The sequence below is a fragment of the Nocardia sp. NPDC055002 genome (assembly GCF_053608825.1).
In genome coordinates, this window is the sequence record NZ_JBSGWE010000003.1 from 238,204 (window position 1) to 262,482 (window position 24,279).

Annotated in this window: 20 protein-coding genes and 1 riboswitch; of the genes, 7 read left to right on the forward strand and 13 right to left on the reverse strand. The window is 68.3% G+C overall.

The window, feature by feature from the left end; all coding sequences use genetic code 11:
• Positions 1-155: 155 nt before the first annotated feature.
• The 3 genes from ACWF99_RS13420 to glpK (ACWF99_RS13430) all read right to left on the reverse strand — a co-directional run bounded on the left by ACWF99_RS13420 (position 156) and on the right by glpK (ACWF99_RS13430) (position 4,301).
• A complete protein-coding gene (locus ACWF99_RS13420) occupies positions 156-905 on the reverse strand; it encodes an SDR family oxidoreductase (protein WP_378635440.1) in 750 nt (249 codons plus the stop codon).
• A gap of 180 nt (positions 906-1,085) precedes the next feature.
• Positions 1,086-2,765, reverse strand: a complete 1,680-nt coding sequence (glpD, locus tag ACWF99_RS13425) for a glycerol-3-phosphate dehydrogenase (protein WP_452536068.1) — start codon at positions 2,763-2,765, stop codon at positions 1,086-1,088.
• Between the two features lie 33 nt (positions 2,766-2,798).
• Complete coding sequence (gene glpK, locus ACWF99_RS13430) at positions 2,799-4,301, reverse strand: glycerol kinase GlpK (protein WP_452536070.1); 1,503 nt, start codon at positions 4,299-4,301, stop codon at positions 2,799-2,801.
• A 132-nt stretch (positions 4,302-4,433) separates the two neighbouring features.
• On the opposite strand from glpK (ACWF99_RS13430), the gene ACWF99_RS13435 reads away from it, so the two are divergent.
• Both ACWF99_RS13435 and glpK (ACWF99_RS13440) read left to right on the forward strand, forming a co-directional pair.
• Positions 4,434-5,186: an IclR family transcriptional regulator gene (locus tag ACWF99_RS13435; protein ID WP_452536071.1), complete on the forward strand. Its 753-nt coding sequence runs from the start codon at positions 4,434-4,436 to the stop codon at positions 5,184-5,186.
• Between the two features lie 73 nt (positions 5,187-5,259).
• Complete coding sequence (gene glpK, locus ACWF99_RS13440) at positions 5,260-6,756, forward strand: glycerol kinase GlpK (RefSeq protein WP_378662585.1); 1,497 nt, start codon at positions 5,260-5,262, stop codon at positions 6,754-6,756.
• A gap of 26 nt (positions 6,757-6,782) precedes the next feature.
• Here the strand turns inward: glpK (ACWF99_RS13440) and ACWF99_RS13445 are convergent, their stop codons facing one another.
• The 4 genes from ACWF99_RS13445 to ACWF99_RS13460 form a co-directional block, all read right to left on the reverse strand.
• Positions 6,783-7,673: a hypothetical protein gene (locus ACWF99_RS13445; protein WP_378662588.1), complete on the reverse strand. Its 891-nt coding sequence runs from the start codon at positions 7,671-7,673 to the stop codon at positions 6,783-6,785.
• A 40-nt stretch (positions 7,674-7,713) separates the two neighbouring features.
• Positions 7,714-8,862 (reverse strand): MFS transporter, encoded by a 1,149-nt coding sequence (locus ACWF99_RS13450; RefSeq protein WP_378662626.1) that lies wholly within the window; start codon positions 8,860-8,862, stop codon positions 7,714-7,716.
• A 229-nt stretch (positions 8,863-9,091) separates the two neighbouring features.
• Complete coding sequence (locus ACWF99_RS13455; protein WP_067447965.1) at positions 9,092-10,309, reverse strand: NADP-dependent isocitrate dehydrogenase; 1,218 nt, start codon at positions 10,307-10,309, stop codon at positions 9,092-9,094.
• A 309-nt stretch (positions 10,310-10,618) separates the two neighbouring features.
• Complete coding sequence (locus ACWF99_RS13460) at positions 10,619-12,112, reverse strand: MFS transporter (RefSeq protein ID WP_452536073.1); 1,494 nt, start codon at positions 12,110-12,112, stop codon at positions 10,619-10,621.
• A 134-nt stretch (positions 12,113-12,246) separates the two neighbouring features.
• On the opposite strand from ACWF99_RS13460, the gene ACWF99_RS13465 reads away from it, so the two are divergent.
• The 3 genes from ACWF99_RS13465 to metX all read left to right on the forward strand — a co-directional run bounded on the left by ACWF99_RS13465 (position 12,247) and on the right by metX (position 15,685).
• Positions 12,247-12,969, forward strand: a complete 723-nt coding sequence (locus ACWF99_RS13465; protein ID WP_378635422.1) for a TetR family transcriptional regulator — start codon at positions 12,247-12,249, stop codon at positions 12,967-12,969.
• A 64-nt stretch (positions 12,970-13,033) separates the two neighbouring features.
• Positions 13,034-13,144, forward strand: a riboswitch (SAM riboswitch).
• Between the two features lie 82 nt (positions 13,145-13,226).
• A complete protein-coding gene (locus tag ACWF99_RS13470; protein WP_378635419.1) occupies positions 13,227-14,543 on the forward strand; it encodes a bifunctional o-acetylhomoserine/o-acetylserine sulfhydrylase in 1,317 nt (438 codons plus the stop codon).
• The gene (gene metX / locus ACWF99_RS13475; protein ID WP_452536075.1) at positions 14,540-15,685 is read left to right on the forward strand and encodes a homoserine O-acetyltransferase MetX; all 1,146 of its coding nucleotides are present in this window, start codon (positions 14,540-14,542) and stop codon (positions 15,683-15,685) included. The genes ACWF99_RS13470 and metX overlap by 4 nt, the downstream gene beginning before the upstream one ends.
• A gap of 4 nt (positions 15,686-15,689) precedes the next feature.
• Here the strand turns inward: metX and ACWF99_RS13480 are convergent, their stop codons facing one another.
• The gene (locus ACWF99_RS13480) at positions 15,690-16,325 is read right to left on the reverse strand and encodes a TetR/AcrR family transcriptional regulator (RefSeq protein WP_378662597.1); all 636 of its coding nucleotides are present in this window, start codon (positions 16,323-16,325) and stop codon (positions 15,690-15,692) included.
• Between the two features lie 133 nt (positions 16,326-16,458).
• On the opposite strand from ACWF99_RS13480, the gene ACWF99_RS13485 reads away from it, so the two are divergent.
• Positions 16,459-17,415 carry an oxygenase MpaB family protein gene (locus tag ACWF99_RS13485; protein ID WP_378662600.1) on the forward strand — a complete coding sequence of 319 codons (957 nt, stop codon included), beginning with the start codon at positions 16,459-16,461 and terminating at the stop codon, positions 17,413-17,415.
• Positions 17,416-17,479: 64 nt separating this feature from the next.
• Here the strand turns inward: ACWF99_RS13485 and ACWF99_RS13490 are convergent, their stop codons facing one another.
• Positions 17,480-17,806 carry a DUF3017 domain-containing protein gene (locus ACWF99_RS13490; RefSeq protein ID WP_235569656.1) on the reverse strand — a complete coding sequence of 109 codons (327 nt, stop codon included), beginning with the start codon at positions 17,804-17,806 and terminating at the stop codon, positions 17,480-17,482.
• A 46-nt stretch (positions 17,807-17,852) separates the two neighbouring features.
• On the opposite strand from ACWF99_RS13490, the gene ACWF99_RS13495 reads away from it, so the two are divergent.
• Positions 17,853-18,335, forward strand: a complete 483-nt coding sequence (locus ACWF99_RS13495; protein ID WP_379301651.1) for a tRNA (cytidine(34)-2'-O)-methyltransferase — start codon at positions 17,853-17,855, stop codon at positions 18,333-18,335.
• Position 18,336: 1 nt separating this feature from the next.
• Here ACWF99_RS13495 and ACWF99_RS13500 read toward each other — a convergent pair whose 3' ends face one another.
• From ACWF99_RS13500 to ACWF99_RS13515, 4 genes are read right to left on the reverse strand one after another with little or no spacing between them, the layout of a single operon-like run.
• Complete coding sequence (locus ACWF99_RS13500) at positions 18,337-18,561, reverse strand: DUF167 domain-containing protein (protein ID WP_378635378.1); 225 nt, start codon at positions 18,559-18,561, stop codon at positions 18,337-18,339.
• Positions 18,521-19,546 (reverse strand): DUF4349 domain-containing protein, encoded by a 1,026-nt coding sequence (locus ACWF99_RS13505; RefSeq protein ID WP_378635376.1) that lies wholly within the window; start codon positions 19,544-19,546, stop codon positions 18,521-18,523. The genes ACWF99_RS13500 and ACWF99_RS13505 overlap by 41 nt, the downstream gene beginning before the upstream one ends.
• A 53-nt stretch (positions 19,547-19,599) precedes the next feature.
• Entirely contained in the window at positions 19,600-20,640 is a 1,041-nt protein-coding gene (locus tag ACWF99_RS13510; RefSeq protein WP_452536077.1) for a M48 family metalloprotease, read from the reverse strand.
• A 51-nt stretch (positions 20,641-20,691) separates the two neighbouring features.
• Positions 20,692-24,273 carry an error-prone DNA polymerase gene (locus tag ACWF99_RS13515; RefSeq protein WP_452536078.1) on the reverse strand — a complete coding sequence of 1,194 codons (3,582 nt, stop codon included), beginning with the start codon at positions 24,271-24,273 and terminating at the stop codon, positions 20,692-20,694.
• Positions 24,274-24,279: the final 6 nt, after the last annotated feature.

The window sequence follows — 24,279 nt, forward strand, 5'->3', positions numbered from 1 at the left end:
GGGGCGCCGTGGTGTCCGCGCCCCGTGGGGCCGGGCCCAGCCGCCCCGGTTGCTTGCTCCTTCGTCGCCTACGCAACGGCGCCTGATCGACGGGACGGCCGCGAACCCGCCGCTGCGCGGCGGCCCTCCTCGAGGTCGGGGGTGCGGGGCTGGTTTCAGATCAATCTTCGGACAACCGGCAGCGGCAGGACCCGCAGCGCGAAGCCCAGCGGCACCCACGGCCAGCCGGGCACATAGGCGTTGGCCCGGCGCTTCTCGATCGCGGCGACCATGGCGTGCACGCCGGTTTCGGTGTCCACCATGAACTTCGGCTGATGCTTGACGCGATCGTTCATCTCCGAGCGGATGTAGCCGGGATAGATCACCGAGACGTCCACGCCTGGAATCGCCTCCGCGCGAACGCCTTCGGCCAGCGCCGCGACGCCCGCTTTGGTGGCCGCGTAGGTGGTGAGCGTCTTGGGCATGCCGCGCAGGCCGGAGATCGAGGAGATCATCACCAGGTGACCGCGACCCTGCGCGCGGAAGATCTTCAACGCCGCCTCGCTCTGGGCCAGGGCGGCAAGGAAGTTCACCACCGCGGTCTCGCGATTGGCCTTGTGATGACCGGTGCCCAGCGGCGCGCCCTTACCCAGGCCCGCGTTGACGATCACGCGGTCGACGGTGCCGAATTCCTCGGCGAACTCGTCGAAGACGGTGAACACCGCCGTGTCATCGGTGACATCGAGTTGCTTCACCGACACGACACGGCCGGGGTGCTCGGCGAGGATCTGCGTACGCAGTTCGTCGAGACGCTCGGTCCGGCGAGCACACAGGCCCAGGTCGTACCCGAGCGCGGCGAACTGGCGCGCCATCTCGGCGCCGAGCCCGGAGCTGGCGCCGGTGATCAGGATGGTGCCCCGGCTCACGACAGCGCCGGGGTTCGTCGGGGGGTGATTCGCGATTCCATGTGCCCACGCTAGCCACCACGCGGCACGGAGGTCGAGGATCGGCGACTACGTTCGCCTGGCCGATGCGCCACAGCACCGCGGTGACGCACTCCTTCGCGCGTGCGAGGGCTGCGGTGCCGCGGTGCTGTCGGCGGAGTTTCAGCGGGCTGCGACCAGTCTGGCGGCGTTGGCGGCGGCGTCGTCGCCCGCTTCGTTGGCGGCCAGCTCCGCGTGGACCCGGTCGTAGTAGCGGTTGATCTCGGCGTTGGTGGTCTCCTCGTTCCAGCCGAGCAGCGGTGCGATCAGGCGGGCGACTTCCGGTGCGGCGGCGAGACCGCGATCGGGAACTTCGATCGAGATCCGGGTGCGGCGGGTGAGGATGTCGTCGAGATGCAGGGCGCCCTCGTGGGTGACGGCGTAGACGATCTCGGCGGCGATGTAGTCCGAGGCGCCCGGAATCGGGTGGCGCAGGGCGGGGTCGGCGGCGATGAGGCCGAAGATATCGGTGCTCAGGGAGCCGTAGCGGCCCAGCAGGTGCTCGATCACGTCGACGGGCAGTCGCTGTGACACCGACAGGTCGGTCACCTCGGCGAGCATGTCGAAGTAGCCTGCCGCGCCGACGATCGGCAACTGCGCGGTAGCGGAGGCGGGGATCTCCCCGCCGAGGCGCGCGGCGGCGGCGTCGACGACATCGGCGGCCATCACCCGGTAGGTCGTGTACTTGCCGCCCGCGATCACGAACAGGCCCGGCGCGGGTTCGGCGACGGCGTGTTCGCGCGAGAGCTTCGCGGTCTCCTTCGTGGCGCCGGTCATCAGCGGCCGAAGGCCCGCGTAGGTGCCGACGATGTCTGCCCTGGTCAGCGGCTCACGCAGCAGCGCGTTGACGTGGTCGAGGATGTATTGCACGTCGGCGGCGGTGGCCGTCGGGTGGTTCTTGTCCAGCGCCCATTCGGTGTCGGTGGTGCCGATGATCCAGTGTTCGGCCCACGGGATGACGAACAGGACCGACTTCTCGGTGCGCATGATCATGCCGGTGTGCAGGTTCAGCCGGTCGCGCGGCACGAGGATGTGCACGCCCTTCGACATCTGGACGTGGAACGGGAAGTCCACGCCGGTCATCTTGATCATGTCGTCGGTCCAGACGCCGGTCGCGCTGATCACGGTGCGGGCCCGAATGGTGTGTGTCAGACCGGTTTCCAGGTCTTCGACCCGCGCGCCGACGACCTTCTCGCCGTCGCGTTCCAGCCCGATCACCTTGGTCCGGGTCAGTACCGTGGCGCCGTTCTCGGCGGCGGTCCTGGCGATCATCATCGTGTGACGGGCGTCGTCGACCTGCGCGTCGTAGTAGCGGATGGCGCCGGTCAGCGCGTCGTCCCGCAGCGCGGGCGCGAGTTCCAGTGCGCCGGAACGGGTCAGGTGCTTGTGCATCGGGACCGTGCGCGCGCCACCGAGCGTGTCGTAGAGGGCGATACCGGCGCCGATGTAGGCGCGCTCCCACACCCGGTGCTGGAGCGGGAACAGGAACGGCACCGGGTGCACCAGGTGTGGGGCGAGCGTATTCAGCAGCAGCCCACGTTCTTTGAGTGCCTCGCGCACCAACGCGAAGTCCATCTGTTCCAGGTAGCGCAGGCCGCCGTGGATGAGCTTGGAGGAACGGCTCGAGGTGCCCGCCGCGAAATCGCGTGCCTCGACCAGGGTTACGGACAGGCCGCGCGAGGCGGCGTCGAGTGCGGCGCCGGCGCCGGTGACGCCACCACCGATGACCAGGACATCGACCTCGGCGGTGTCGAGCGTGCCGACAGCCTGCTCACGGTAGGTGGGGTCCAGTTGCACAGACACGATGATCTCCTTCTCGAAAGTATCGGGGGTGACTCAGATTTCGGCCCAGTCGAGGGTGCGTTCGACGGCTTTGAGCCAGCGGCGGTAGCCGTGTTCGCGTTGCTCCGCGGACCAGGTGGGGTACCAGCGGACGTCTTCGGACCAGTTGTCGAGCAGTTCGCCGGTGCCGCTCCAGAAGCCCACAGCAAGTCCGGCGGCGTAGGCGGCGCCGAGCGCGGTGGTCTCGGCGACGACCGGGCGCGAGACCGGGACGCCGAGCAGGTCGGCCTGGATCTGCATGGCCAGCTGGTTCACGGTGACGCCGCCGTCCACCCGCAGCGTCGCCAGTCGGACACCGGCGTCGCGCTGCATGGCCTCGACCACGTCGCGGGTCTGGTAGGCGATGGATTCCAGGGTGGCCCTCGCCAGGTGGGCGTTGTTGCTGTAGCGCGACAGGCCGACGACCGCGCCGCGGGCATCGGGTCGCCAGTACGGCGCGAACAGTCCGGAGAAGGCCGGCACGAAGTACACGCCGCCGGAATCGGCCACCTGCCCGGCGAGGTCTTCGATCTGCGCCGCACCCGCGATGATGCCCATCTGGTCGCGCAACCACTGCACCGCCGACCCGGTGACGGCGATCGACCCCTCCAGCGCGTAGGCGGGCTTGTCGTCGCCGAACTGATAGGCGACGGTGGTGATCAAGCCGTGGTTCGAGCGCACGATCTCCGTGCCGGTGTTGAGCATCAGGAAATTGCCTGTGCCATAGGTGTTCTTGGCCTCGCCGGGCTGGAAACACACCTGCCCGACGCCCGCGGCCTGCTGATCGCCGAGCACGCCCGCGATGGGCACCGAGCCTTTGAACGGGCCGTCGGGCTTCGTCGTCCCGAACAGTCGCGGGTTCGCCGACGGCGCGATGGTGGGCAGCATGGCGCGCGGGATGCCGAAGATCGCGAGGAGGTCGTCGTCCCAGTCGAGGGTTTCGAGATCCATCAGCATGGTGCGCGAGGCATTGGTCGGGTCGGTGACGTGCACGCCACCGGTGAGGTTCCAGATCAGCCAGCTGTCGAGGGTGCCGAACAGGGCGTCACCGCGCTCGGCATCGGCGCGCACGCCCGCGATGTTGTCCAGGATCCACTTCAGCTTGCCGCCGGAGAAGTACGGCGCGGGCGGCAGGCCGGTCTTCTCGCGGATGAGCGCGCTGTGCCCGGCGGCGTCGAGGTCGGCGATGATGCGGTCGGTGCGGGTGTCCTGCCAGACGATGGCGTTGCCGTAGGGGCGGCCGGTGTGGCGATTCCAGACCACGGTGGTCTCACGCTGGTTGGTGACGCCGATGGCGGCGAGGTCGTCGGCCGTGAGATCGGCGAGCGAGAGAGCGGTCTTGACGACGGTGCGGGTGCGTTCCCAGATCTCGTCCGGATTGTGTTCGACCCAGCCGGGGCGCGGCATGATCTGCGAGTGTTCGAGCTGGTGGCGGGCGACCACGGTGCCCTTGTGGTCGAAAACCATGAATCGCGTCGACGTCGTGCCCTGGTCGATCGCGCCCACGTACCGGTTCATCTTCTCGCCTTCCCGGACTCGTCGTCGAGTCCGCCGATCGGGCACCTGTGCCCGAAACCCACGCTAGGAACGCGGGCACGCGGGCACCACAAGCACCGTTCGACAATGCTGAACGGTGGTAGGTTCGGGCCCATGCCTGGCCCGATCCAGTCGATCGAACGCGCCGCCGCCGTGCTGCGGTTGCTGGCGCGTGGACCGGGGCCACTGGGTGTCGGCGAGATCGCGACCGCGCTCGACCTGGCCAAACCCACCGCGCACGGCATCCTGCGGACGCTGCTCGGGGTCGGGTTCGTCGACCAGGACGCGCTCACCGGCAAGTACCTGCTCGGCCCCGCGATCGGCGAGCTCGGAACCGATCGGCTCGACGTGAACGAGTTGCGCTCACGGGCGATCCACCGGGCCGACGCGCTGGCCTCCCGTTCCGGGGAATCGGTGCGCATCGCCGTGGCGCGCGATACCGGAATCACGGTGATCCACCACGTCTTCCGGCCCGACAACAGCGAGCAGGCGCTGGCGGTGGGCGAAGTACTTCCCGCCCACGCGACCGCGCTGGGCAAGGTGCTGCTCGCTTACGACGCCGCGGCGCAAGCCGGTGCGCTCCAGGGTTTCACCCACCGGACGATCACCGAACGCGACGCGCTCGACCGGGTGATCGCCGAGGTTCGCCGACGGGGCTGGGCGGACGAAGTCGACGAGCACCGCTCGGGCGAAGCGGGGATCGCCGCGCCCATTCGGGCCAGAGGCGGCCTCGTCGTCGCGGCCATCGGCATCACCGGGCCGACGGATCGGCTGTGCGACAACCGGTTACAGGTGCGCACGGCCGCGATCGAGCAGGTTCGCGCCGCCGCTCTCGCCGTGCACCGCGACCTGACGGCAGCGCGATGAACCGGGCCGGTACTTTCGCGAGCGCCACCTCCACCGACCGATACTCCGCGGCCGACAACGAGAGCAGACGACGATGACCCCACGCTTCGTGCTCGCCATCGATCAGGGCACCACCTCGAGCCGGTGCATCGTCTTCGATCAGCACGCCCGGCTGGCAGGCATGGCACAGCGGACCCATCGCCAGCACTATCCCAAGTCGGGGTGGGTGGAGCAGGACGCGCTCGAGATCTGGCGGACGGTGGAGCGGATCGTGCCCGCGGCGCTGCGCGATGCCGGGATCACTGTCGACCAGGTGGCCGCGATCGGCATCGCCAATCAGCGCGAGACCACCGTGGTGTGGGATCGGCGCACCGGGCTGCCGGTGCGGCTGGCCATCGTCTGGCAGGACGTGCGCACCGAAGAGCTGGTCGAGCAGCTGAAGGAATTGCCCGGGGCACAGCGTATTCCCGAGTTGAGCGGGCTCCCGTTGGCCACCTACTTCGCCGCACCACGCCTGCGCTGGCTCCTCGACAATGTCGACGGTCTTCGCGCAAGAGCCGAACGCGGCGACGTTCTCTTCGGCACCATGGAATCCTGGCTCATCTGGAACCTGACCGGCGGCGCCGAGCACGTCACCGACGTGACCAACGCCGGGCGCACCCTGCTGATGAACCTCGCCACCCGCCAGTGGGACGCGGAACTGCTGCGGTTCTTCGACATTCCGCCCGCCATGCTCCCCCGCATCGAACCGTCGACGGGCGATTTCGGCACCGCCCGCACCGTCGTCCCCGGCGTCCGGATCGGCGCGGCCCTCGGCGACCAGCACGCGGCGCTGTTCGGCCAAACCTGCTTCGCCCCTGGCGAAACCGAATGCACCTACGGCACCGGCGGCTTTCTCATGATGAACACCGGCACCGAACTGATCCGCTCCCGGCACGGCCTGCTCACCACCATCGGCTACCAGGTCGGCGCCGAACCGGTGTACGCCCTCGAAGGGCCCATCGCGGTCACCGGATCTCTCGTCCAGTGGCTGCGCGATATCGTCGGCCTGATCGCCACCGCACCCGAGATCGAAACTCTCGCAAGCACAGTCGACGACAACGGCGGCTGCTACCTGGTCCCCGCCTTCTCCGGCCTCTACGCCCCGCACTGGCGCAGCGATGCCCGTGGCCTGCTCATCGGCCTGACCTCCTACGTCACCAAAGGCCACCTGGCCCGCGCCGTCCTGGAGGCCACCGCCTGGCAGACCCGCGACGTGGTCGAAGCCATGAACGCCGACGCCGGCCTCCAGGCGAAGTCCCTGCGGGTAGCAGGCGGCATGGCCTCCAACAACCTGCTCATGCAGATCATCGCCGACGTCCTCGACACACCGGTCATGCGCCCGCTGGTCACCGAAACAGTCTCCCTCGGCGCCGCCTACGCAGCAGGTCTGGCCGTCGGCTACTGGCCCGATCTCCAAGGCCTACGCCGCAATTGGAAGGTCGCTGCCCAATGGATACCGTCGCCGGACCGTCGAATCCGCGAGGAAGAATACGAACGCTGGCAACGAGCCGTCCAGCTCAGCGTCGGCTGGGCCCGGCCCGCCAACTAGACCACTGAGGTAGGGACGGTCGCGCGTCAGCCGAAGAGTTCGTCGGTACGAGTGGCGGTGACCGCCTGCGTCAACCATGCGTCGAGCTGGTCGAGATCGGTACACGCGGCGAGCAGCGCGCGCTGCGCGGCGGACAGCTCGAGCCCGCGGGCAGTCAGCACGGTGAGCACCGCGTGCGCAGCAGTCTCGGCGACCTTCGCGTCCACCTCCGCGAGGCCCTCCTCTCGCCCCTTCGCCATGTACTTGGTAGCGATGCGGCCGCGATATTGAGGCGAGCTCTCCATCAGTTCCTCCAAGCGTCGGCTTGCGGCGACGGTCAACGCGTCGTCGACCAGATCAAGATACATTTTGGCATGTTCATCGTCGGTTTTCATCAGCCCGGCCAGGAACGCGGCAAGGACTTCCTCCATATGCGGGCCTGCGCCGTGGGCGATCGCCGACAGCGTCGCGCGCTCGGGGCACTTTCCGGCCTCGACCGGATCGGTGACGACCGGGAAACGGTCCGGGCCCAGCACCAGCGGTTGGATGACCGATCCGACTGTATCGAGCTCGATCGGCTGCTCGGCCCACTTCGCGACTGCTCTGCTGGGCGTCACCACCAACAGCACTACCGGGCAACACAGCCGCGATCGCAGGGTGGTCAGGTAGACCGGCCATTTCCAGCGACGCACGTCCGCCTTGGACAACTGCACCTCGACGCACACACCGAGTACCGGGATGTCCCGATCGTCGTGGGTGCTGAGGGCCAAGTCACCGCGGAACTCCTTGGGCCCGACGTCAGTGAAGTCGCACGGCTCAGCCCGCATCTGCGACAAGCCGGGCAGCGGGATCCTGAACTCCTCAGCCAGCAACGACGGGGCGAGCAGGAGATCCGTGCGGAACAGGTCAAGCAAACCCTCGTGCAGGTGGCTCGGCATGTGGGCAACGTAGGACGAGGTGCGCAAGGGCACCAATCGGTTACGGCGTGTTACGCGCCGACCGGCGTTGCAGGAAAACCGTGAGGGTGAACAGGAGGACACCGGCGACGGCCAGCAGGGCGCCGACCACGGCCGGGGCGGTGTAGCCGAGGCCCGCGGCGATGACGAGGCCACCGAGCCAGGCGCCCGCGGCGTTGGCCATGTTCAAGGCGGCGTGGTTGAGGGCGGCGGCGAGGGTTTGGGCGTCGGCGGCTACGTCCATGAGGCGGGTTTGGAGGCCGGGGGCCAGGGCCGCGCCGGAGGCGCCGACGAGGAAGGCGCCGATCGCGGCGGTGACGGGGTTGTGCGCCGCCAGGACGAATCCGGCCAGGATCACGACCATCGCGATCATGGCGACGAAGATCGAGCGGTCGACGCCACGGTCGGCGAGGATGCCGCCGCCGATATTGCCCACGATCATGCCGAGACCGAACAGCGCCAGCACGATCGGCACCGCGCCGATGGGCATGCCCGCGACATCGGTCATGGTGGTGGCGATGTAGGTGTAGACCGCGAACATGCCGCCGAAGCCGATCGCGCCCACAGCCAGGGTGAGCAGCACCTGCGGGCGTCGCAGCGCACCGAGTTCGGTCATCGGGTTGGTGATCTTCATGCTGGTCAGCGCGGGGACATAGCGCCACAGAGCGGCCACCGTCGCCACGCCGATCACGGCGACGACCACATAGGCGTCACGCCAGCCCAGGTGCTGACCGAGCCAGGTCGCGCCCGGCACCCCGATCACATTCGCCACGCTGAGCCCGAGCATCACCGCGGCCACGGCCTTGGCTCGCTGCCCCACGGGTGCGAGCGTGGCGGCGGCCAGCGAGGCGACGCCGAAGTACGCGCCGTGCGGCAGACCGGACACGAACCGCGCGAGCACGAGCGTGCCGAAGGTCGGCGCGAGCACGGTCCCGATATTGCCGATGGTGAACGCGACCATCAACACGATCAGCAACTTCTTGCGCGCCACCCGCGCGCACAACGCGGCGATCAACGGCGCACCGACCACGACGCCCAGCGCGTACGCCGACACCGCGTGCCCGGCCGACGGCTCGGAGATATCGAAGGCCCGCGCGATATCGGGCAGCAACCCCATGGTCACGAACTCGGTGGTCCCGATCCCGAATCCACCCAGCGCCAGCGCGAGCATCGCCGGGACATGCCAGCTGGTGCGTGGCACCTCGAGGCGATCGGGGGCTGCAGTGGAAGAAGTCACGCTTCCATGCAACGGCGACGACTACCCTTTAGCTACCCGAAACGAGCGTGAGTTACCCCACCGTGGGAACAACCGCCGGGGACGGACGCAAAAGCGCTCGCATCGGATTCGATGCGAGCGCTTCTTACAGCCGTGCGGGTTCGCGGTCGCGAACCGGGCTACATCACTTCAGAGCACGAGCCAGGTTGACGTCCAGCGCGCCGAGGAATTCCTCGGTGCTCAGGTAACCCTGGTCGCCACCGACGAGCGCGGCGAGGTCCTTCGTCATCTGGCCACCCTCGACGGTCTTGATGACCACGTCCTCGAGCGCCTGCGCGAAGCCGATCACCTCGGGGGTGTTGTCCAGCTTGCCGCGGTGTTCGAGACCACGGGTCCAGGCGAAGATCGACGCGATCGGGTTGGTCGAGGTCGGCTTGCCCTGCTGGTGCTGACGGTAGTGCCGGGTGACCGTGCCGTGCGCGGCCTCGGCCTCACAGGTCTTGCCGTCCGGGGTGAGCAGCACCGAGGTCATCAGGCCGAGCGAGCCGAAGCCCTGGGCCACGGTGTCGGACTGCACGTCACCGTCGTAGTTCTTGCAGGCCCAGACGTAGCCGCCCTCCCATTTCATGGAGGAGGCGACCATGTCGTCGATCAGGCGGTGCTCGTAGGTGAGGCCCGCCGCGTCGAACTCGGCCTTGAACTCGGCGTCGAAGACTTCCTGGAAGGTGTCTTTGAACATGCCGTCGTAAGCCTTGAGGATGGTGTTCTTCGTGGAGAGGTACACCGGGTAGTTCTGCTGCAGGCCGTAGTTGAACGAGGCCCGCGCGAAGTCCTCGATGGACTTCTTGAAGTTGTACATACCCATGACGACGCCGCCGTCCTCGGGCATCTTCACGACCTCGTGGATGATCGGCTCGCTGCCGTCTTCCGGGGTGAAGGTCAGCGTGACGGTGCCCGCCTCGTAGACCTTGAAGTCGGTGGCGCGGTACTGGTCGCCGAAGGCGTGACGGCCGATGATGATCGGCTTGGTCCAGCCGGGCACCAGGCGGGGCACGTTGGAGATGATGATCGGCGCGCGGAAGATGGTGCCACCCAGGATGTTACGGATGGTGCCGTTGGGCGAGCGCCACATCTTCTTGAGGCCGAACTCTTTCACCCGCGCTTCGTCGGGGGTGATGGTGGCGCATTTCACGCCGACGCCGTACTTCTTGATGGCATTGGCCGCGTCGACGGTGACCTGGTCGTCTGTCTTGTCGCGGTACTCGATGCCGAGGTCGTAGTACTCGAGATTCACGTCGAGATAGGGATGGATCAGCTTGTCCTTGATGAACTGCCAGATGATCCGGGTCATCTCGTCGCCGTCGAGTTCTACAACGGTGCCTTCAACCTTGATCTTGGACATGGATCTTCGTGTCCTCCTCGGTGGGTGCCCTTATTGCACGGCTAGGCGAACACGCTTGTGAGCGGACCCCAGCAGTTCCAACAGACAACGTATATGCCCCGCGTTGTCTGCGGGACGTGTGGTGCAAACAAGACGAGCGTACTGCTGTCCCCCACCTCACCGCGATGGGAGGGCCCGCTGTGCGGGACTCCTCGAAGCTACTCCGCTCCGGCCGCACGTCGGCACCCGATCGGGCCTTGACCGGCTACTGAGTAGTAACACGGCGGGGCCCGCGCACCGAGAACGGTGGCGCGGGCCCGGTTCACCAGGTCAGACCGCGATCGGTACCGCGGCCGCGTGTTCGTCGCCTTCGATCAGGTTCTCCGGCTTGTCGCGGATCATCACCGCGATCACCACGGCGGCGGCGAGGAAGAAGCCGGCGCCGATATAGAACGCGACGTCGTAGCTGTAGATCGAGGCGCGTTCGATCAGGTGGTCGACGGTCGGGTTGTCGGTGACGTAGTTCTCGGCGGCCTGCACCGACAGCGTGGTCAGCAGGGCGGTGCCGACGGCGCCGCCGACCTGCTGGGCGGCATTGAGCAGGGCGCTGGCGACGCCGGAGTCCTCGGCGTCGACCTGATGCAGCGCGACGGCCTGCATCCCGACGAACAGCGGGCCCATCCCGAGCGCCATCAGCAGCTGCGCGGGCAGCACGCTCAGTGCGTACCCGTCGCCGTAGCTCAGTTGCGCCAGCCACAGCAGTCCGACGACACCGAGCAGCGCGCCGACCACCATGAGCGGACGCGGCCCGAACTTGGGCATCAACGAACTGGTGATGCCCGCCGCGATCCCGATGCCCACGGGGAACGGCAGGAACGCGATGCCGGCCTTCAGCGGCGAATAGCCCAGGGTGTTCTGGTAGTAGAAGCTCAGGAACAAGAACATCGCGAACATCGCGATCGGGATCAGCAGCGCGGCCAGCAGGGCGCCGCCCCGATTGATCTCACCCGGAATGCGCAGTGGCAACAGCGGATTCGCCGAGCGCGCCTCGATGAAGACGAACGCGATGAGCAACGCGAAGCCCGCCCCGAGCAGGCCGAGCGTGCTGCCCGCCAGCCAACCGTGTTCGGCGGCGCGACTGAATCCGTAGACGATCGACACCAAGCCGAATGTCACGGTGACGGCGCCGGGCAGGTCGTAGCCGCCGGTTCTCGGCACCGGGATATCGCGCGTGATCACCGCCACCGCACCGGCTACCGCGATGAGCGCGATCGGCGTGTTCATCAGCAGCGTCCATCGCCACGACGCGAACTCGGTGAGCGCGCCGCCGACGATCAGCCCGAACGCGATGCCACCGGCGGTGATGCCGGCGAAGACCGCGAACGCGCGGGCCCGCTCCTGCACATCGGTGAAGATCACCGACAGCAGCGACAAGGCCGCGGGGGCGAGCAGCGCGGCGAACGCACCCTGTAGACCTCGGCCGATGAACAACTGCGGCCCGGTCTGCGCGAGCCCGGCCAGCGCCGAGGCGGCAGCGAAGCCGACCAAGCCGACCAGGAAGATCCGGCGGCGGCCCAGGTAGTCGGCCATCCGTCCGCCGAGCAGCAGTAGGCCGCCGAAGATGAGCGTGTACGCGGTGAGCGCCCACTGCTTGTCGCCGTCGCTGATCCCCAGGTCGCGCTGGGCATAGGGCAGGGCGATCGTGATCACGGTGGCGTCGAGCACCACCATCAACTGGGCGGCGGAGAGCACGACCAACGCCCACCACCGCATCGAATTCTGTTGTTGATCAACATGTTTCGTCATTATCTCGGTGCCGGTCACCAGGACTCCTCGTCGCTCGATTGGCGTGGATCAATCCTGGCATTGCAAGACAATTGGCGTCAAGAGAAAAATGTCTGAATGCGCCAATTGGCCTACTTGGACAGATAGAGCCGCCGACACGGTAGGCTGAGGGAATGCTGGACTCGACCACTCCGATCAGCGCCGACCGGACGACCGAACCGGCTGCCGGCGCGCCGCTGGGCCTGCGCGAGCGCAAGAAGCTCCAGACCAAGGCCGCGATCGTGGCGGTCGGACTCGACCTGTGCGACAGCCAAGGGTTCGACGCGACGACGGTCGAGCAGATCGCCGCGGGTGCCGATGTGTCCCCGCGCACCGTCAACCGGTACTTCGCGCTCAAGGAAGACATCGTGCTGGCCCCGATCGACGACTTCGGGGTCTCCGTCGCCGTCGCGCTGCGCTCCCAGCCGAACACCGGCAACGAACTCCAGGCACTGTGTGGCGCCTACCTGACGGTGGTCCAGGCCGAGGCGGACGCGGACGGCATCCGGTTCATCCGCCAATTCCTGCAGATGCAGCGCATCATGCGCACCAGCCAGTCGGTCAACGCCCGCGCGCTGGAATACGCGGAGAAGAAGAACGTCGCGGTGTGCACCGAGCTCGCGCAACGGATGGGCACGTCACCGGACGACTTCACGGTGAAGCTGGTGGCCGGGATCTGGCAGATGCTGTGCCACCTCTCCGTCGCCGACACCGAACAAGCCTTGCTGAGCGGGTCACCGGCGGTAGCTGTCCGGGTCACTCGGGACGCCGTGCTGCGCGCCTACCACGGCTTACGGCAGGTCTGCGGCGCACCGGTGGACGACACGCCAGGCTTCGGCACACCGTCCAACGAGTGATCTTCGGCGGGAAATGCGGGGGAAGTTTCCGCCCGCGGGAGATCTCCGGTTAACATGACGGCAAGGTCATGAGTACCAGCGCCAAGCCCCGGCTCGCTGGTCGGCAACCCTCCAGCTGCGGTGGGGTGCTCCGGGTGATGACCGGGCTCTCGAAAGTCGAGAGCAAGCGCGCACTGCAGGAGGCCCCCATGTGTTGTTGCCAGTCGATCCGACCCAGTTGACGAGATCCCCCGGCTGACACCCATTTGGAGCACGACATGACTGACTCTTCCCTGCCCGAGAACTGGTCCTTCGAGACCAAGCAGGTCCACGCGGGCCAGGCCCCCGACGCGAGCACCAACGCGCGGGCCCTGCCGATCTACCAGACCACCTCCTACACCTTCCGCGACACCGATCACGCCGCCGCGCTGTTCGGTCTCGCCGAGCCGGGCAACATCTACACCCGGATCATGAACCCCACCCAGGACGCGGTGGAGCAGCGCGTGGCCGCGCTCGAAGGTGGCGTCGCGGCGCTGCTGCTGGCCTCGGGCCAGGCCGCGGAGACCTACGCGATCCTGAACCTGGCGAGCGCGGGCGACCACATCGTGTCCAGCCCGCACCTCTACGGCGGCACCTACAACCTCTTCCACTACTCGCTGCCCAAGCTGGGCATCACGGTCTCGTTCGTCGAGGATCCCGATGACCTCGCGCAGTGGGAAGCCGCGATCCAGCCGAACACCAAGGCGTTCTACGGCGAGACCATCGCCAACCCGAGCAGCGCGGTGTTCGACATTCCCGGTATCGCCGGTGTCGCGCACGCGAACGGCCTTCCACTGATCGTGGACAACACCGTCGCGACCCCCTACCTGATCCAGCCGCTGGCCCACGGCGCCGACATCGTCGTGCATTCGGCGACGAAGTACCTGGGTGGTCACGGTGCGGCCGTGGCGGGCGTGATCGTCGACGGCGGCACCTTCGACTGGACCGTGCGCGACGCCGACGGCAACGCGCGCTTCCCCGGCTTCACCGAGCCCGACCCCAGCTACCACGGTGCGGTGTTCGCCGATCTGGGCGCGCCCGCGTTCGCGCTGAAGGCTCGCGTGCAGTTGCTGCGCGATCTGGGTGCCGCGGTCTCGCCGTTCAACGCGTTCCTCATCGCCCAGGGCATCGAGACGCTGAGCCTGCGGGTCGAACGGCATGTCAGCAATGCCGAGGCGGTCGCGAAGTTCGTCGCCGAGCAGCCGGGCGTCGACGCGGTGTTCTACGCGGGCCTCGAGTCCTCGCCCTGGCACGCGCGAGCCAAGGAGCTGGCACCCAAGGGTGCGGGCGCGATCGTGGCCTTCGAGCTGGCCGGCGGTGTCGATGCGGGCAAGAAGTTCGTGGACGCGCTCAGCCTGCACAGCCATGTAGCTAACATCGGTGATGTGCGTTCACTCGTGATTCACCCGGCGTCGACCACGCACTCGCAGTTGACGCCCGACGAGCAGCTGGCGGCCGGCGTCACTCCCGGCCTGGTCAGGCTCGCGGTGGGCATCGAGGGAATCGACGACATTCTGGCCGATCTGCGGGCCGGGTTCGCGGCGGCGACGACGTGACTGTGAGCACCGAATCGCCGATCGCCCGACCCGGAACCGGGGTGGCCCTGCTGCCACCGCCGGACGGGCGCGTCGGCGTGGTCGCCATCGGGGATGTGGCGCTGGAGAACGGCGCCGTCGTCCCCGATGTGCGGCTGGCGGTGCAACGCTGGGGCGAGCTCTCGCCCACGCTGGACAATGTGGTGCTCGTCGAACACGCGCTCACCGGCGACTCCCATGTCGTCGGTGGGCCCGACGGGGCGCCCGGCTGGTGGGAGGGCATGGTCGGGCCCGGCGCGCCGATCGACACCGACGAGTGGTGTGTGATCGCGACCAACGTGCTGGGCGGCTGCAAGGGCAGCACCGGCCCGTCCTCGCTCGCCTCCGACGGAAAGCCTTGGGGCGCACGGTTTCCCGAGCTGACCATCCGTGACCAGGTAAAGGCCGAAGCGCAGTTGTTCGAGGTGCTCGGGATCGAGCGGCTCGGCGCTGTCGTCGGCGGCTCGATGGGTGGCATGCGGGTGCTCGAGTGGATCATCGGCCTGCCCGAGCGGGTCAGCGCCGCGCTCGTGCTGGCCGTGGGCGCCCGCGCCACCGCCGATCAGATCGGTACCCAGACCACCCAGATGGCCGTCATCGCGGCCGATCCCGACTGGCAGGGCGGCGACTATCACGGCACCGGCCGCGCGCCGATGACCGGCATGGGACTGGCCCGGCGCATCGCGCACCTGACCTACCGCACCGAGGGCGAACTCGACCACCGCTTCACCAACAAGCCCCAGGGCGACGAAGACCCGTGGACCGGTGGGCGCTATGCGGTACAGAGCTATCTCGAGCACCAGGCCGACAAGCTGGTCCAGCGGTTCGATCCGGCCACCTACGTGCTGCTCAGCGAGGCCATGAACCGCCACGATGTGGGTCGCGGGCGCGGCGGTATCGCTGCCGCGCTGGCCTCGACATCGGTGCCGTGCGTGGTCGGCGGAGTCGACTCGGATCGCCTGTACCCCTTGCACACCCAGGCCGAGCTGGCCGAAGGGCTGCCGGGCTGCGCGGGTCTGGAGATCGTGCATTCACGCGACGGGCACGACGGGTTCCTCACCGAGGCGGCCGCCGTGTCGAAGCTGCTCACCGAGACGATGCGCTTGGCGCGGGAGAACCGCTGAGCCGTCAGGGCCCGGTCAGCAGGGTGACGATCGAGCGAACGTAGGCCTGAAGCCGTTCGCGCGGATACTCTTCCGGCTCGCTGACGGCCAGCCTGCCGAGCATTTCGGCGACGGTCAGGGTCGAGTTCGCGAGCAGTTCGGCATCCATGCCCGACCAGCGCGGTGACAGCGAAATGCCCATGCGGACAAGAGATTCCGCGCGCGCCAGGATATCGGCGCGCGACGTGCGGAGAGCCGCGCGGTATTCGCCGGGGGCGCTCGCGGGCGTGGCGAGGATCAGCCGCCAGCGCGTCGGATTCGCCAGTGCCACACCGACGAACGCTTCCACCGTCGACGAGGCGACGGCGACCGGATCGGCGCCGAGCAGGTCGTCGGGCAGCGTGTCGGCGATCTGTTCCAGTCCGCGTTCACTCTCGCGCTCCAGCAGCGCTTCGACCAGTTCGGCGCGGGTCTTGAACACGGTGTAGAGCACCGGTTTTCCGACCCCGGCCTCCTGCGCGACCGCCTCCATGCTCAACTCGTGCAGTTCCACCCGGCCCAGCACGGCGAACGCGGCATCGAGCAGTTGCGCACGGCGTTCCTGCGGCGGCAGTCGCGGGGCATAGCGGCGCCGCGGTCGTCGGTCCTGCGTCGCGGTCACACGCCCACCTGCCTTTCTCTCCCTGGACGATACCCCGCGGCCGACTTGTCAGCGCAATTCCTACGCAGCCGTTGTATTCATCACACGCCATTGCTACGGTGGTGTTGTATTCACTTGCAAAGGAGCACGTGCAATGGCCTTCGACCCCACTTCCCTGCGCCGCGACGACTACGGCTTCTTCGGACCCGACTCCCCCAGCTGGAAGGTATGGGCGTCGCCGACCGCCCTGATCGGATTCCAGCGCGCGGTCGCCCTGGAACACTTCGATCCGTTCCTCACCGCCGCCGTCGCCGATTCGCAGGGGATCTACAGCAACCCACGCACGCGGCTCGACCACACCCTGCTGTACTTCGTGCTCGTCGCGGTCGGCGACGGCCGCACCGCCATCCAGGCCGCCGAGCACCTGATGAAGGTGCACGCGCCGATGACGGGCATCGAACCGATCAGCGGCAAACGCTACAGCGCCAACAGCCCGGAAACCCAGCTGTGGATCCACATCACCGGCTGGCACTCGGTGCTCAAGGCCTATGAGATGTACGGACCCGGCCCGCTGAGCCCCGAGGAGGAGCGGCGCTTCTGGGCCGAATGCGCGATCGCCGCCGAATTGCAGACCTGCAAGCCCGCGGACGTCCCGCGCTCGCGCGAGGAGGTGCGTGCCTACTACGAGCGAGTCCGGCCGCAACTGTGCGTCACCGAGCGCGCCATCGAAGGCATGCACTATCTGATGTGGACGCCGCCGAGCAAAGGCTGGGGCTACGCGATCGGGAGCAGGCTGCTCTCGCTGGCCAGCATCCCGACGCTGCCGATGTGGATGCGCAGGCTCGGCCGGTACCGGGTGCCCCGCGTGGTCGACCTCGCGGTGCGGATTCCCGCGAAGGTGATCGCCTGGGTCGCCGCCCGGCGCGACAACTGGGTGATCGTCAAGGCCGCCCCGTTCATCGCCCCGATGACCGGGCAGGTCTTCGCCGCGCACGCCGCCGCGCCGGTGCCGGTCGACCCGGTGACGATCACGCCCGAACGGGCGCGCGCCCTGTACGGCAGCCAGGGGCATCGCAGCCTCTGGGAACCGAAAGTCCCCGAAACCGCCTGAACGACACCACATCCGGGGGTGTCGAGGCCGGCCACGTCAACGATGCCGTGGTCGGCCTTCGGCGTCAGCTGACGCCGAGGGTGTTGATCGTGGCGGCCAGGAAGACGATGGCGCTGCCGAGCGCGGTGAGCGCGGCCACGTCGAACGGGCGGCTGCGCACGGCGAGCAACCCCACCTGCACGGTCGGCAGGCACAGCCGGAACGCGGCGGCCACCAGGGCGGCGCTGCCGAAGATCAGCGCGCCGCGGCGCCACCGATCCCACGCGACGAAGCCGACCGCGATCACGATCAGCGCGGTCACCACGGTCATCGGCAGATGACTGCGCAGGTACTGCTCCCCCGCGCTCAACCGCGCGACCCGGTGCTTGCCGGTCGTCTCCGCCTCGTTCACGAGCCCGATTGTTCCAGATACCGCCTGCGCGCGGACGGGGTGGCGCATGACAGAGTGGTCCGCTGTGCTGCACCTGATCTTTCACGAGCCCGTGATTCCGCCCAATACCGGCAACGCGATCCGGTTGGCCGCGGGGACCGGCTGCGCGCTACACCTGATCGAACCGCTCGGCTTCGACCTCTCGGAGTCCAAGCTGCGCCGGGCCGGACTGGACTACCACGACCTCGCGGTGGTGACCGTGCATCCCGACCTGGCGACGGCGTTCGCGGCGATCCGGCCCGGCCGCGTGTTCGCGTTCACCACCCAGGCCACCACGCGTTTCACCGATATCGCCTATCGAGACAACGACGCGCTGCTGTTCGGCACCGAGCCCACCGGTCTGCCCGCGGAAGTACTGGCCGATCCGCAGATCACCGAGCAGGTGCGCATTCCGATGCTGCCGGGTCGACGGTCGATGAACCTGTCGAACGCGGCGGCGGTGTCGGTGTACGAGGCCTGGCGGCAGCTGGGATTTCCGGGCGCGGTCTGACTCAGTCGATATCGAACCGCTTGAACCGTGAGGTGGCGCCGGCGGTCAGCCGGACGGCGGACTTGGCTACGCCGAAATGATCGGCGAGTAGTTCGATGGCGGCCTTGTTGGCCTTGCCCTCGACGGCCGGGGCGCGGACATAGAGGGTGAGGGTGCCGTCTTCGGCGGTTTCGACGAGTGGGCCTTTACGGCTGTTCGGTTTGATCGTCGCCCGCACTGTGGGCACCGGGGGTCTCCTTCCCGGATGCTGCCGATGCCGATGCGCCGGATGCGTTGACCTCGGATGCGGTGGCCGGCGGTGCGGTGGCCGGCGGTGCGGTGGGCACCGCAGCGGTGGGCACGTGCGCTCCGGTGCGACGGCGCCTGCGCAGCAATCGCAGTGCGGCATACAGCAATCCGCCGATCACCGCGAGGAAGCCCAGCCACGGCACGGCCTTGCCGACGAAGACGATCGCGTCCTGCAACCAGTCGATCAGCGAGTGCCAGCCCGAGACGATGCCGTCCCAGAAGTTGTCCGGATCGCCGGGGGCGTTCTTGTCGTCGGCGGTGAGGGTGATGGTGAGCGTCGACAGCGCGACCTGATCGTCGAGGCTGCGTTTCTGCGCGGTGAGGCTGTCGAGCTCGCCCTGCCTGCTCGACAGCGCCTCCTCCGCGGCGATCAGGTCGGCGGTGTTGGTGGCGCTCGTGATCAGCGCTTTGAGCCGGTCGACGGAGGCTTGCAGGGCGCGGATGCGGGCGTCGAGGTCCTGCCACTGCATGGTGACATCGTCGCGGTTGGTGCTGACCCGGGTCACCGTGCCGACCCCACCGAGCCCGGTGATGAAGGCATCGGTCTTGTCGGCGGGCACCCGCACACTGAGCACGGCCCGAGCGGCCCGCTCGTCGGTACCGGGCTGTTCGGTGCGGCTGTCGATCCGGCCGTCGACGGCGCGGACCTGCTCGGTGACGGTCGCGGCGGCGGCGATCGGATCCCCCGAGGTGACATCCACCGATCCGGTGATCACCTCTTTCCGGTTCGACTGATCCGTCGGCGCCGGACTGTCCTGCTGCGGGGCGCCCTCGCGGAACCCAGGCGCCACTGCGGGAGCGGGCCCGCCCATGACGGTGGGCGAGGACGCCTTACCGGCATGGTCCTCGCTCTCGTCATCGCCGCACCCGACCAGGAACACGAGTCCGAGCAACGCGATCATCACCACGGCAAGCTTGCGCATGTTCGCAGCGTAGTGCGTGGGAGAGCCGGAGCGGGCGCGCTCGCGCGACCTGGTCATGACGGCTGATCGTCGGCCGTTGCCGTGTGCCGTTGAGATTCAAGCGCTTCGACCGCGCGGCGGCGGCTGTCGGGCGACGGGTGGGTATGAATCAAGCGAGCCAGCAGGCGCTGCTCGACAGGGGTAGCGTCCCAGTCCGCCTGCAGTCGTCGTAGTACACCACGAAGATCCTGGCCGTAGCCGAGTTCCACCGCTACTCGGTCGGCACCGTACTCCTGCCACTGGGACAGCCTGGCTCGCGCGAGGGGCTGCGCGACGAGGACCACCACCACGACCAGGGCGGTCGGCAGCCCGAGAAACCGGGTCGACACGGCGAGAATCGCCCAACCCGAGCCGAGGACGGCTGCGGTCGGCACGATGACGACCACCAGCACGCCGAGGAGGATGACCGGCCGAGGCCCCCGAAACAGTCGGTGGGCGATCCACCGAGGCCCGATTTGCAGCGACCACGCGACCTTGGACACCACCCCCACAGCGAGCTCGAGGAGCAGGTCGGCGGGACCTCGATACCACTTGATCAGCCACCGTAACCACATTCGTCCCAGCAACTGATGGCCCAACTCGTGCGCGAGTACCGCCTGCAGTTCTCCTCGCGTGAACACATCGACGGCATGCCGGGTCACGACGACGTGCCGGCCCAGAGTCGCGTATCCGTACACCTCTCCGTTCACCGTTGCGACGTCGTTAACCCATGGCGTATAGCGAGACCCGTCGATCCGGGCAACGGCGGCGACCGCCGCCCACGCGGCGGCCACTTCCGCGTGCTCGGGCGACGCGGACCGGCTGGCCTGCGCTGCCGCACCGGAGATCAGGACACCGACGAGCAGAACGCACGCGCCCGATACCGGCCACACCAGCGCGGCGACGACCACGAGCCAGTCCCCGACCAGCGCCGACAATCTCCAGATGAGCCATCCGCTGAGCACGACCGACGGCAGCGAGACAACCAGATCCCCGATCAGCACGAAGAACTTGGTCCGTCGTGCGACCAGCACCGGTCCCGCGGGTTCCGATTCCTGCCGAGCGTGCGCGTTCATGCTGTACCCCCAATTCCCAAGATACCCAACGGATACCGGGTGACCGCGAGATCAGCGGAAGTCGCGGGATCGGGCGACGATCCGCAGGTCGAGATGTTCGAGGTGGTCGGCGACGACGCTGGCGGCGCCCTCGGCGTTTTGGATGCGGCCGCGGATGAGCAGGGCGGTGGCGTTCTGGGCGAGACGGCGGTAGCGGGTCCACAGGCCGACCGAGCAGACGACGTTGACCATGCCGGTCTCGTCTTCGAGGTTGAGGAAGGTGACGCCCGCGGCGGTGGCGGGGCGCTGACGGTGGGTGACGGCGCCCGCCACCAGGATGCGGGCGCCGTCCTCGACCAGCAGGAGATCGCACGCGGGAACCACACCGAGTGAATTCAGGTGGGCCCGAAGGAATTCGGTGGGATAGGAGTCGGGCGAGATGCCGGTGGCCCAGACATCGGCGGCGGCGAGTTCGAGCGCGCTCATGCCGGGCAGGGACGGAGCGACGGTGGCGGGACCCGTGCCGGGTAGGCGATCGGGACGTTCCACGGCCGCCGCACCCGCTGCCCACAACGCCGCCCTGCGCACGCTGCTACCGCGCGATTCCCGTTGCGCAACCAGCTGATCCGGCACAGCATCTGGACCCCGCACAGCCGTGACCCCACCGCGACCGGCGCCCGAGCTGAGCCTGTTCGGCGGTGCGAGGCGGCCGTTCACGGAGTCGCCATGGCGCGGTTCGGTGTCGACCAGGACGTCCAGCGCCCCTGCGGTCGCGAGCGATTCCGATTGGGCGACAGTGAGTTCCACGCGACCGGTGAGGTCGAGCATCGAGGCGAAGGGGCCGTGTTCGGCACGGGCGGCGACGATGCGCTCGGCGAGGTCGGTGCCGATGTGCCGCACACCAGACAGGCCGAGCCGGATCTCGGTGCCCGCGTTCTCGAGGGTGGGCTCGGCGCGGCTGGCGTTGATGTCGGGGCCGTGCACGCGCACCCCGTGCCGGCGGGCGTCGGCGACCAGCGACTGCGGCGAGTAGAAACCCATCGGCTGCGCACGCAACAGCCCGGCACAGAACGCCGCCGGATGGTGCAGCTTGAACCACGACGAATAGAACACGATCGAGGCGAAACTCTGCGAATGGCTCTCAGGGAAACCGAAATTGGCGAAGGCGTAGAGCTTCTCGTAGATGCGGTCGGCGAGATCGCCGGTGATGCCGTGCAGGTCCCGCATGCCCTGGTAGAGGCGGTCCTTCAACTGTTCCATCTTCTCCGGCGAGCGTTTGGAACCCATGGCGCGGCGCAGCTGGTCGGCTTCGGCGGCACTGAAACCGGCGACGTCGATGGCCATCTGCATCAACTGTTCCTGGAACAACGGAATGCCGAGGGTGCGGGCGAGTGAGTTCTCCAGCGCGGGGTGATCGCAGACCGGCGCCTCCTTGCCGTTGCGCCTGCGGATGTAGGGGTGCACCGAACCACCCTGGATGGGCCCCGGCCGGATCAGCGCCACCTCCACCACCAGGTCGTAGAAGGTGCGCGGCTTCAGCCTGGGCAATGTGGCCATCTGCGCGCGCGACTCCACCTGGAACACCCCGATCGAGTCGGCACGCGAGAGCATCTCGTAGACACCGGCTTCGGTGAGATCGAGCGCGTGCAATTCGACCTGCTCGCCTTTGTGCTCGCGCACCAGGTCGATCATGTAGTGCAGCGCCGAGAGCATGCCGAGGCCGAGCAGGTCGAACTTCACCAAACCGACCGCGGCGCAGTCGTCTTTGTCCCACTGCAACACACTGCGCCCGGCCATCCGCGCCCACTCCACCGGACACACGTCGGCGATCGGCCGATCACAGATCACCATGCCGCCGGAGTGGATCCCCAGATGCCGTGGCAGACCGTCGAGTTCGCCCGCGAGCTCGAGCACCGCGTCCGGGATATCGGTTCCTGTCTCCGCGGCCACCCCGGACCAGCGGCTCACCTGTTTGCTCCACGCATCCTGCTGCCCCGGCGAAAAGCCCAGTGCGCGTGCGGCATCACGCACCGAGGACTTGCCGCGGTAGGTGATCACATTCGCCACCTGGGCGGCGTAGTCGCGACCGTACTTGGCGTAGACGTGCTGGATGGCCTCCTCGCGGCGGTCGGATTCGATGTCGACATCGATATCGGGTGGTCCGTCACGTTCGGGCGAGAGGAACCGTTCGAACAGCAGCTGGTTGGCGACGGGGTCGACGTTGGTGATGCCGATGGCGTAGCAGACCGCGGAGTTGGCGGCCGAGCCTCGGCCCTGACACAGGATGTCGCTCTTCTTGCAGAACTCGACGATGTCGTGCACCACCAGGAAATAGCCGGGGAACTCCATCTTCTCGATCACCGCGAGCTCGTGCTCGAGCTGCCGGTACGCCCGCGGGTTCCGCTCCGGCGGCCCGTAGCGCTCGGCGGCGCCACGCAGGGCGAGCTCGCGCAGCCACGAGTTCTCGTCATGGTCGGCGGGCACGTCGAACGGGGGGAGTTTCGGGGCGATCAACCCCAGGTCGAACGCGCATTCGCGAGCCAGCACCGCCGCGTTCGCCACCGCGTGCGGGTAGTCGGCGAACAGGTGCGCCATCTCCGCACCCGAACGCAGGTGCGCGCCGCCGGTGGGCGCGAGCCAGCCCGCCATCTCGTCGAGACTGCTCCTGGCGCGGATCGCGGCCAGCGCCATCGCCCGGCGACGCTGCGCCGGAGACGCGAAATGCGCACCGGTGGTGGCGAGTACGGGCACATCGAGCCGGTCGGCCAGCGCGATCAGCAGCGCGTTGCGCTCGTCATCGGTGGCGATGCCGTGATGGGTGAGCTCCACGCTCACCCGATCGGTGCCGAATCGTTCGAGCAGATCCCGCAGGGCCGCTTCGGCTTTCGGTAGCCGGATATCGCCACCGCGCAGATCGTGTTCGAGCGCGGTGCGCAGGTGGCCTTTCCGGCAGCCGGTGAGGATATGCCAGTGCCCGCCCGCCGCCGCGGCGAGCGTGTCGAGGTCATAGCGCAGCACGCCCTTCTCCCCCGCCGCCATGTGCGCCGTCGCCATCTCCCGGGAGAGCCGCCGGTAACCCTCCTGCCCCCTGGCGAGAACCAGCAGATGCGGACCGAGCGGATCGGGAGATCCGGTGCGCGGCACCGAGTCCGGCGCGTTCACGTGCCCGTGTTCGACCGCATCCGCGACAGGAGTTCGCAACCCGCCCCGAGGGACAGAACGGCGCCGGACCGCATCCCCTCGGCCCGGCGCCGCCTCCGCATCGGTTCCCAGTGACAGTTCGGCACCGAAAACCGTTGGCATTCCCCATTCCCTGGCCGCCTCGGCGAACCGGACGGTCCCGTAGAACCCGTTGTGGTCGGTGAGCGCGAGCGCTTCCAGACCGAGCCGTACCGCCTCCTCCACCAGCTCCTCCGGCTGACTCGCCCCGTCGAGGAAGCTGTAGGCGGAGTGGGTGTGCAGCTCCGCGTAGGGCACCGTCGGGCCGGTCGGCCGGTCGAGCCCGGCGGCGTGGTACTCGCCGCGTTTGCGTGACCAGGCCGGACTGTCGCCGCCGTCGCCCGGGTGCATGTCTTGCGCGGGCCTGCCGCTCGGCTTGCCCGAGAGCACCCGCTCCAGTTCCGACCAGGTCGGCGGACCGTTGCTCCAGCCCATGCACCC

What these genes read in the sequence shown, in the direction of transcription:
- glpK (WP_452536070.1), bottom strand. Translation starts at nt 4,301, where the DNA reads ATGAACCGGTACGTGGGCGCGATCGACCAGGGCACGACGTCGACGCGA.
- ACWF99_RS13435 (WP_452536071.1), top strand. Translation starts at nt 4,434, where the DNA reads ATGCCTGGCCCGATCCAGTCGATCGAACGCGCCGCCGCCGTGCTGCGG.
- glpK (WP_378662585.1), top strand. Translation starts at nt 5,260, where the DNA reads ATGACCCCACGCTTCGTGCTCGCCATCGATCAGGGCACCACCTCGAGC.
- ACWF99_RS13445 (WP_378662588.1), bottom strand. Translation starts at nt 7,673, where the DNA reads ATGCCGAGCCACCTGCACGAGGGTTTGCTTGACCTGTTCCGCACGGAT.
- ACWF99_RS13450 (WP_378662626.1), bottom strand. Translation starts at nt 8,862, where the DNA reads ATGCTCGCGCTGGCGCTGGGTGGATTCGGGATCGGGACCACCGAGTTC.
- ACWF99_RS13455 (WP_067447965.1), bottom strand. Translation starts at nt 10,309, where the DNA reads ATGTCCAAGATCAAGGTTGAAGGCACCGTTGTAGAACTCGACGGCGAC.
- ACWF99_RS13465 (WP_378635422.1), top strand. Translation starts at nt 12,247, where the DNA reads ATGCTGGACTCGACCACTCCGATCAGCGCCGACCGGACGACCGAACCG.
- ACWF99_RS13470 (WP_378635419.1), top strand. Translation starts at nt 13,227, where the DNA reads ATGACTGACTCTTCCCTGCCCGAGAACTGGTCCTTCGAGACCAAGCAG.
- ACWF99_RS13485 (WP_378662600.1), top strand. Translation starts at nt 16,459, where the DNA reads ATGGCCTTCGACCCCACTTCCCTGCGCCGCGACGACTACGGCTTCTTC.
- ACWF99_RS13495 (WP_379301651.1), top strand. Translation starts at nt 17,853, where the DNA reads ATGACAGAGTGGTCCGCTGTGCTGCACCTGATCTTTCACGAGCCCGTG.
- ACWF99_RS13505 (WP_378635376.1), bottom strand. Translation starts at nt 19,546, where the DNA reads ATGCGCAAGCTTGCCGTGGTGATGATCGCGTTGCTCGGACTCGTGTTC.
- ACWF99_RS13510 (WP_452536077.1), bottom strand. Translation starts at nt 20,640, where the DNA reads ATGAACGCGCACGCTCGGCAGGAATCGGAACCCGCGGGACCGGTGCTG.
- ACWF99_RS13515 (WP_452536078.1), bottom strand. Translation starts at nt 24,273, where the DNA reads ATGGGCTGGAGCAACGGTCCGCCGACCTGGTCGGAACTGGAGCGGGTG.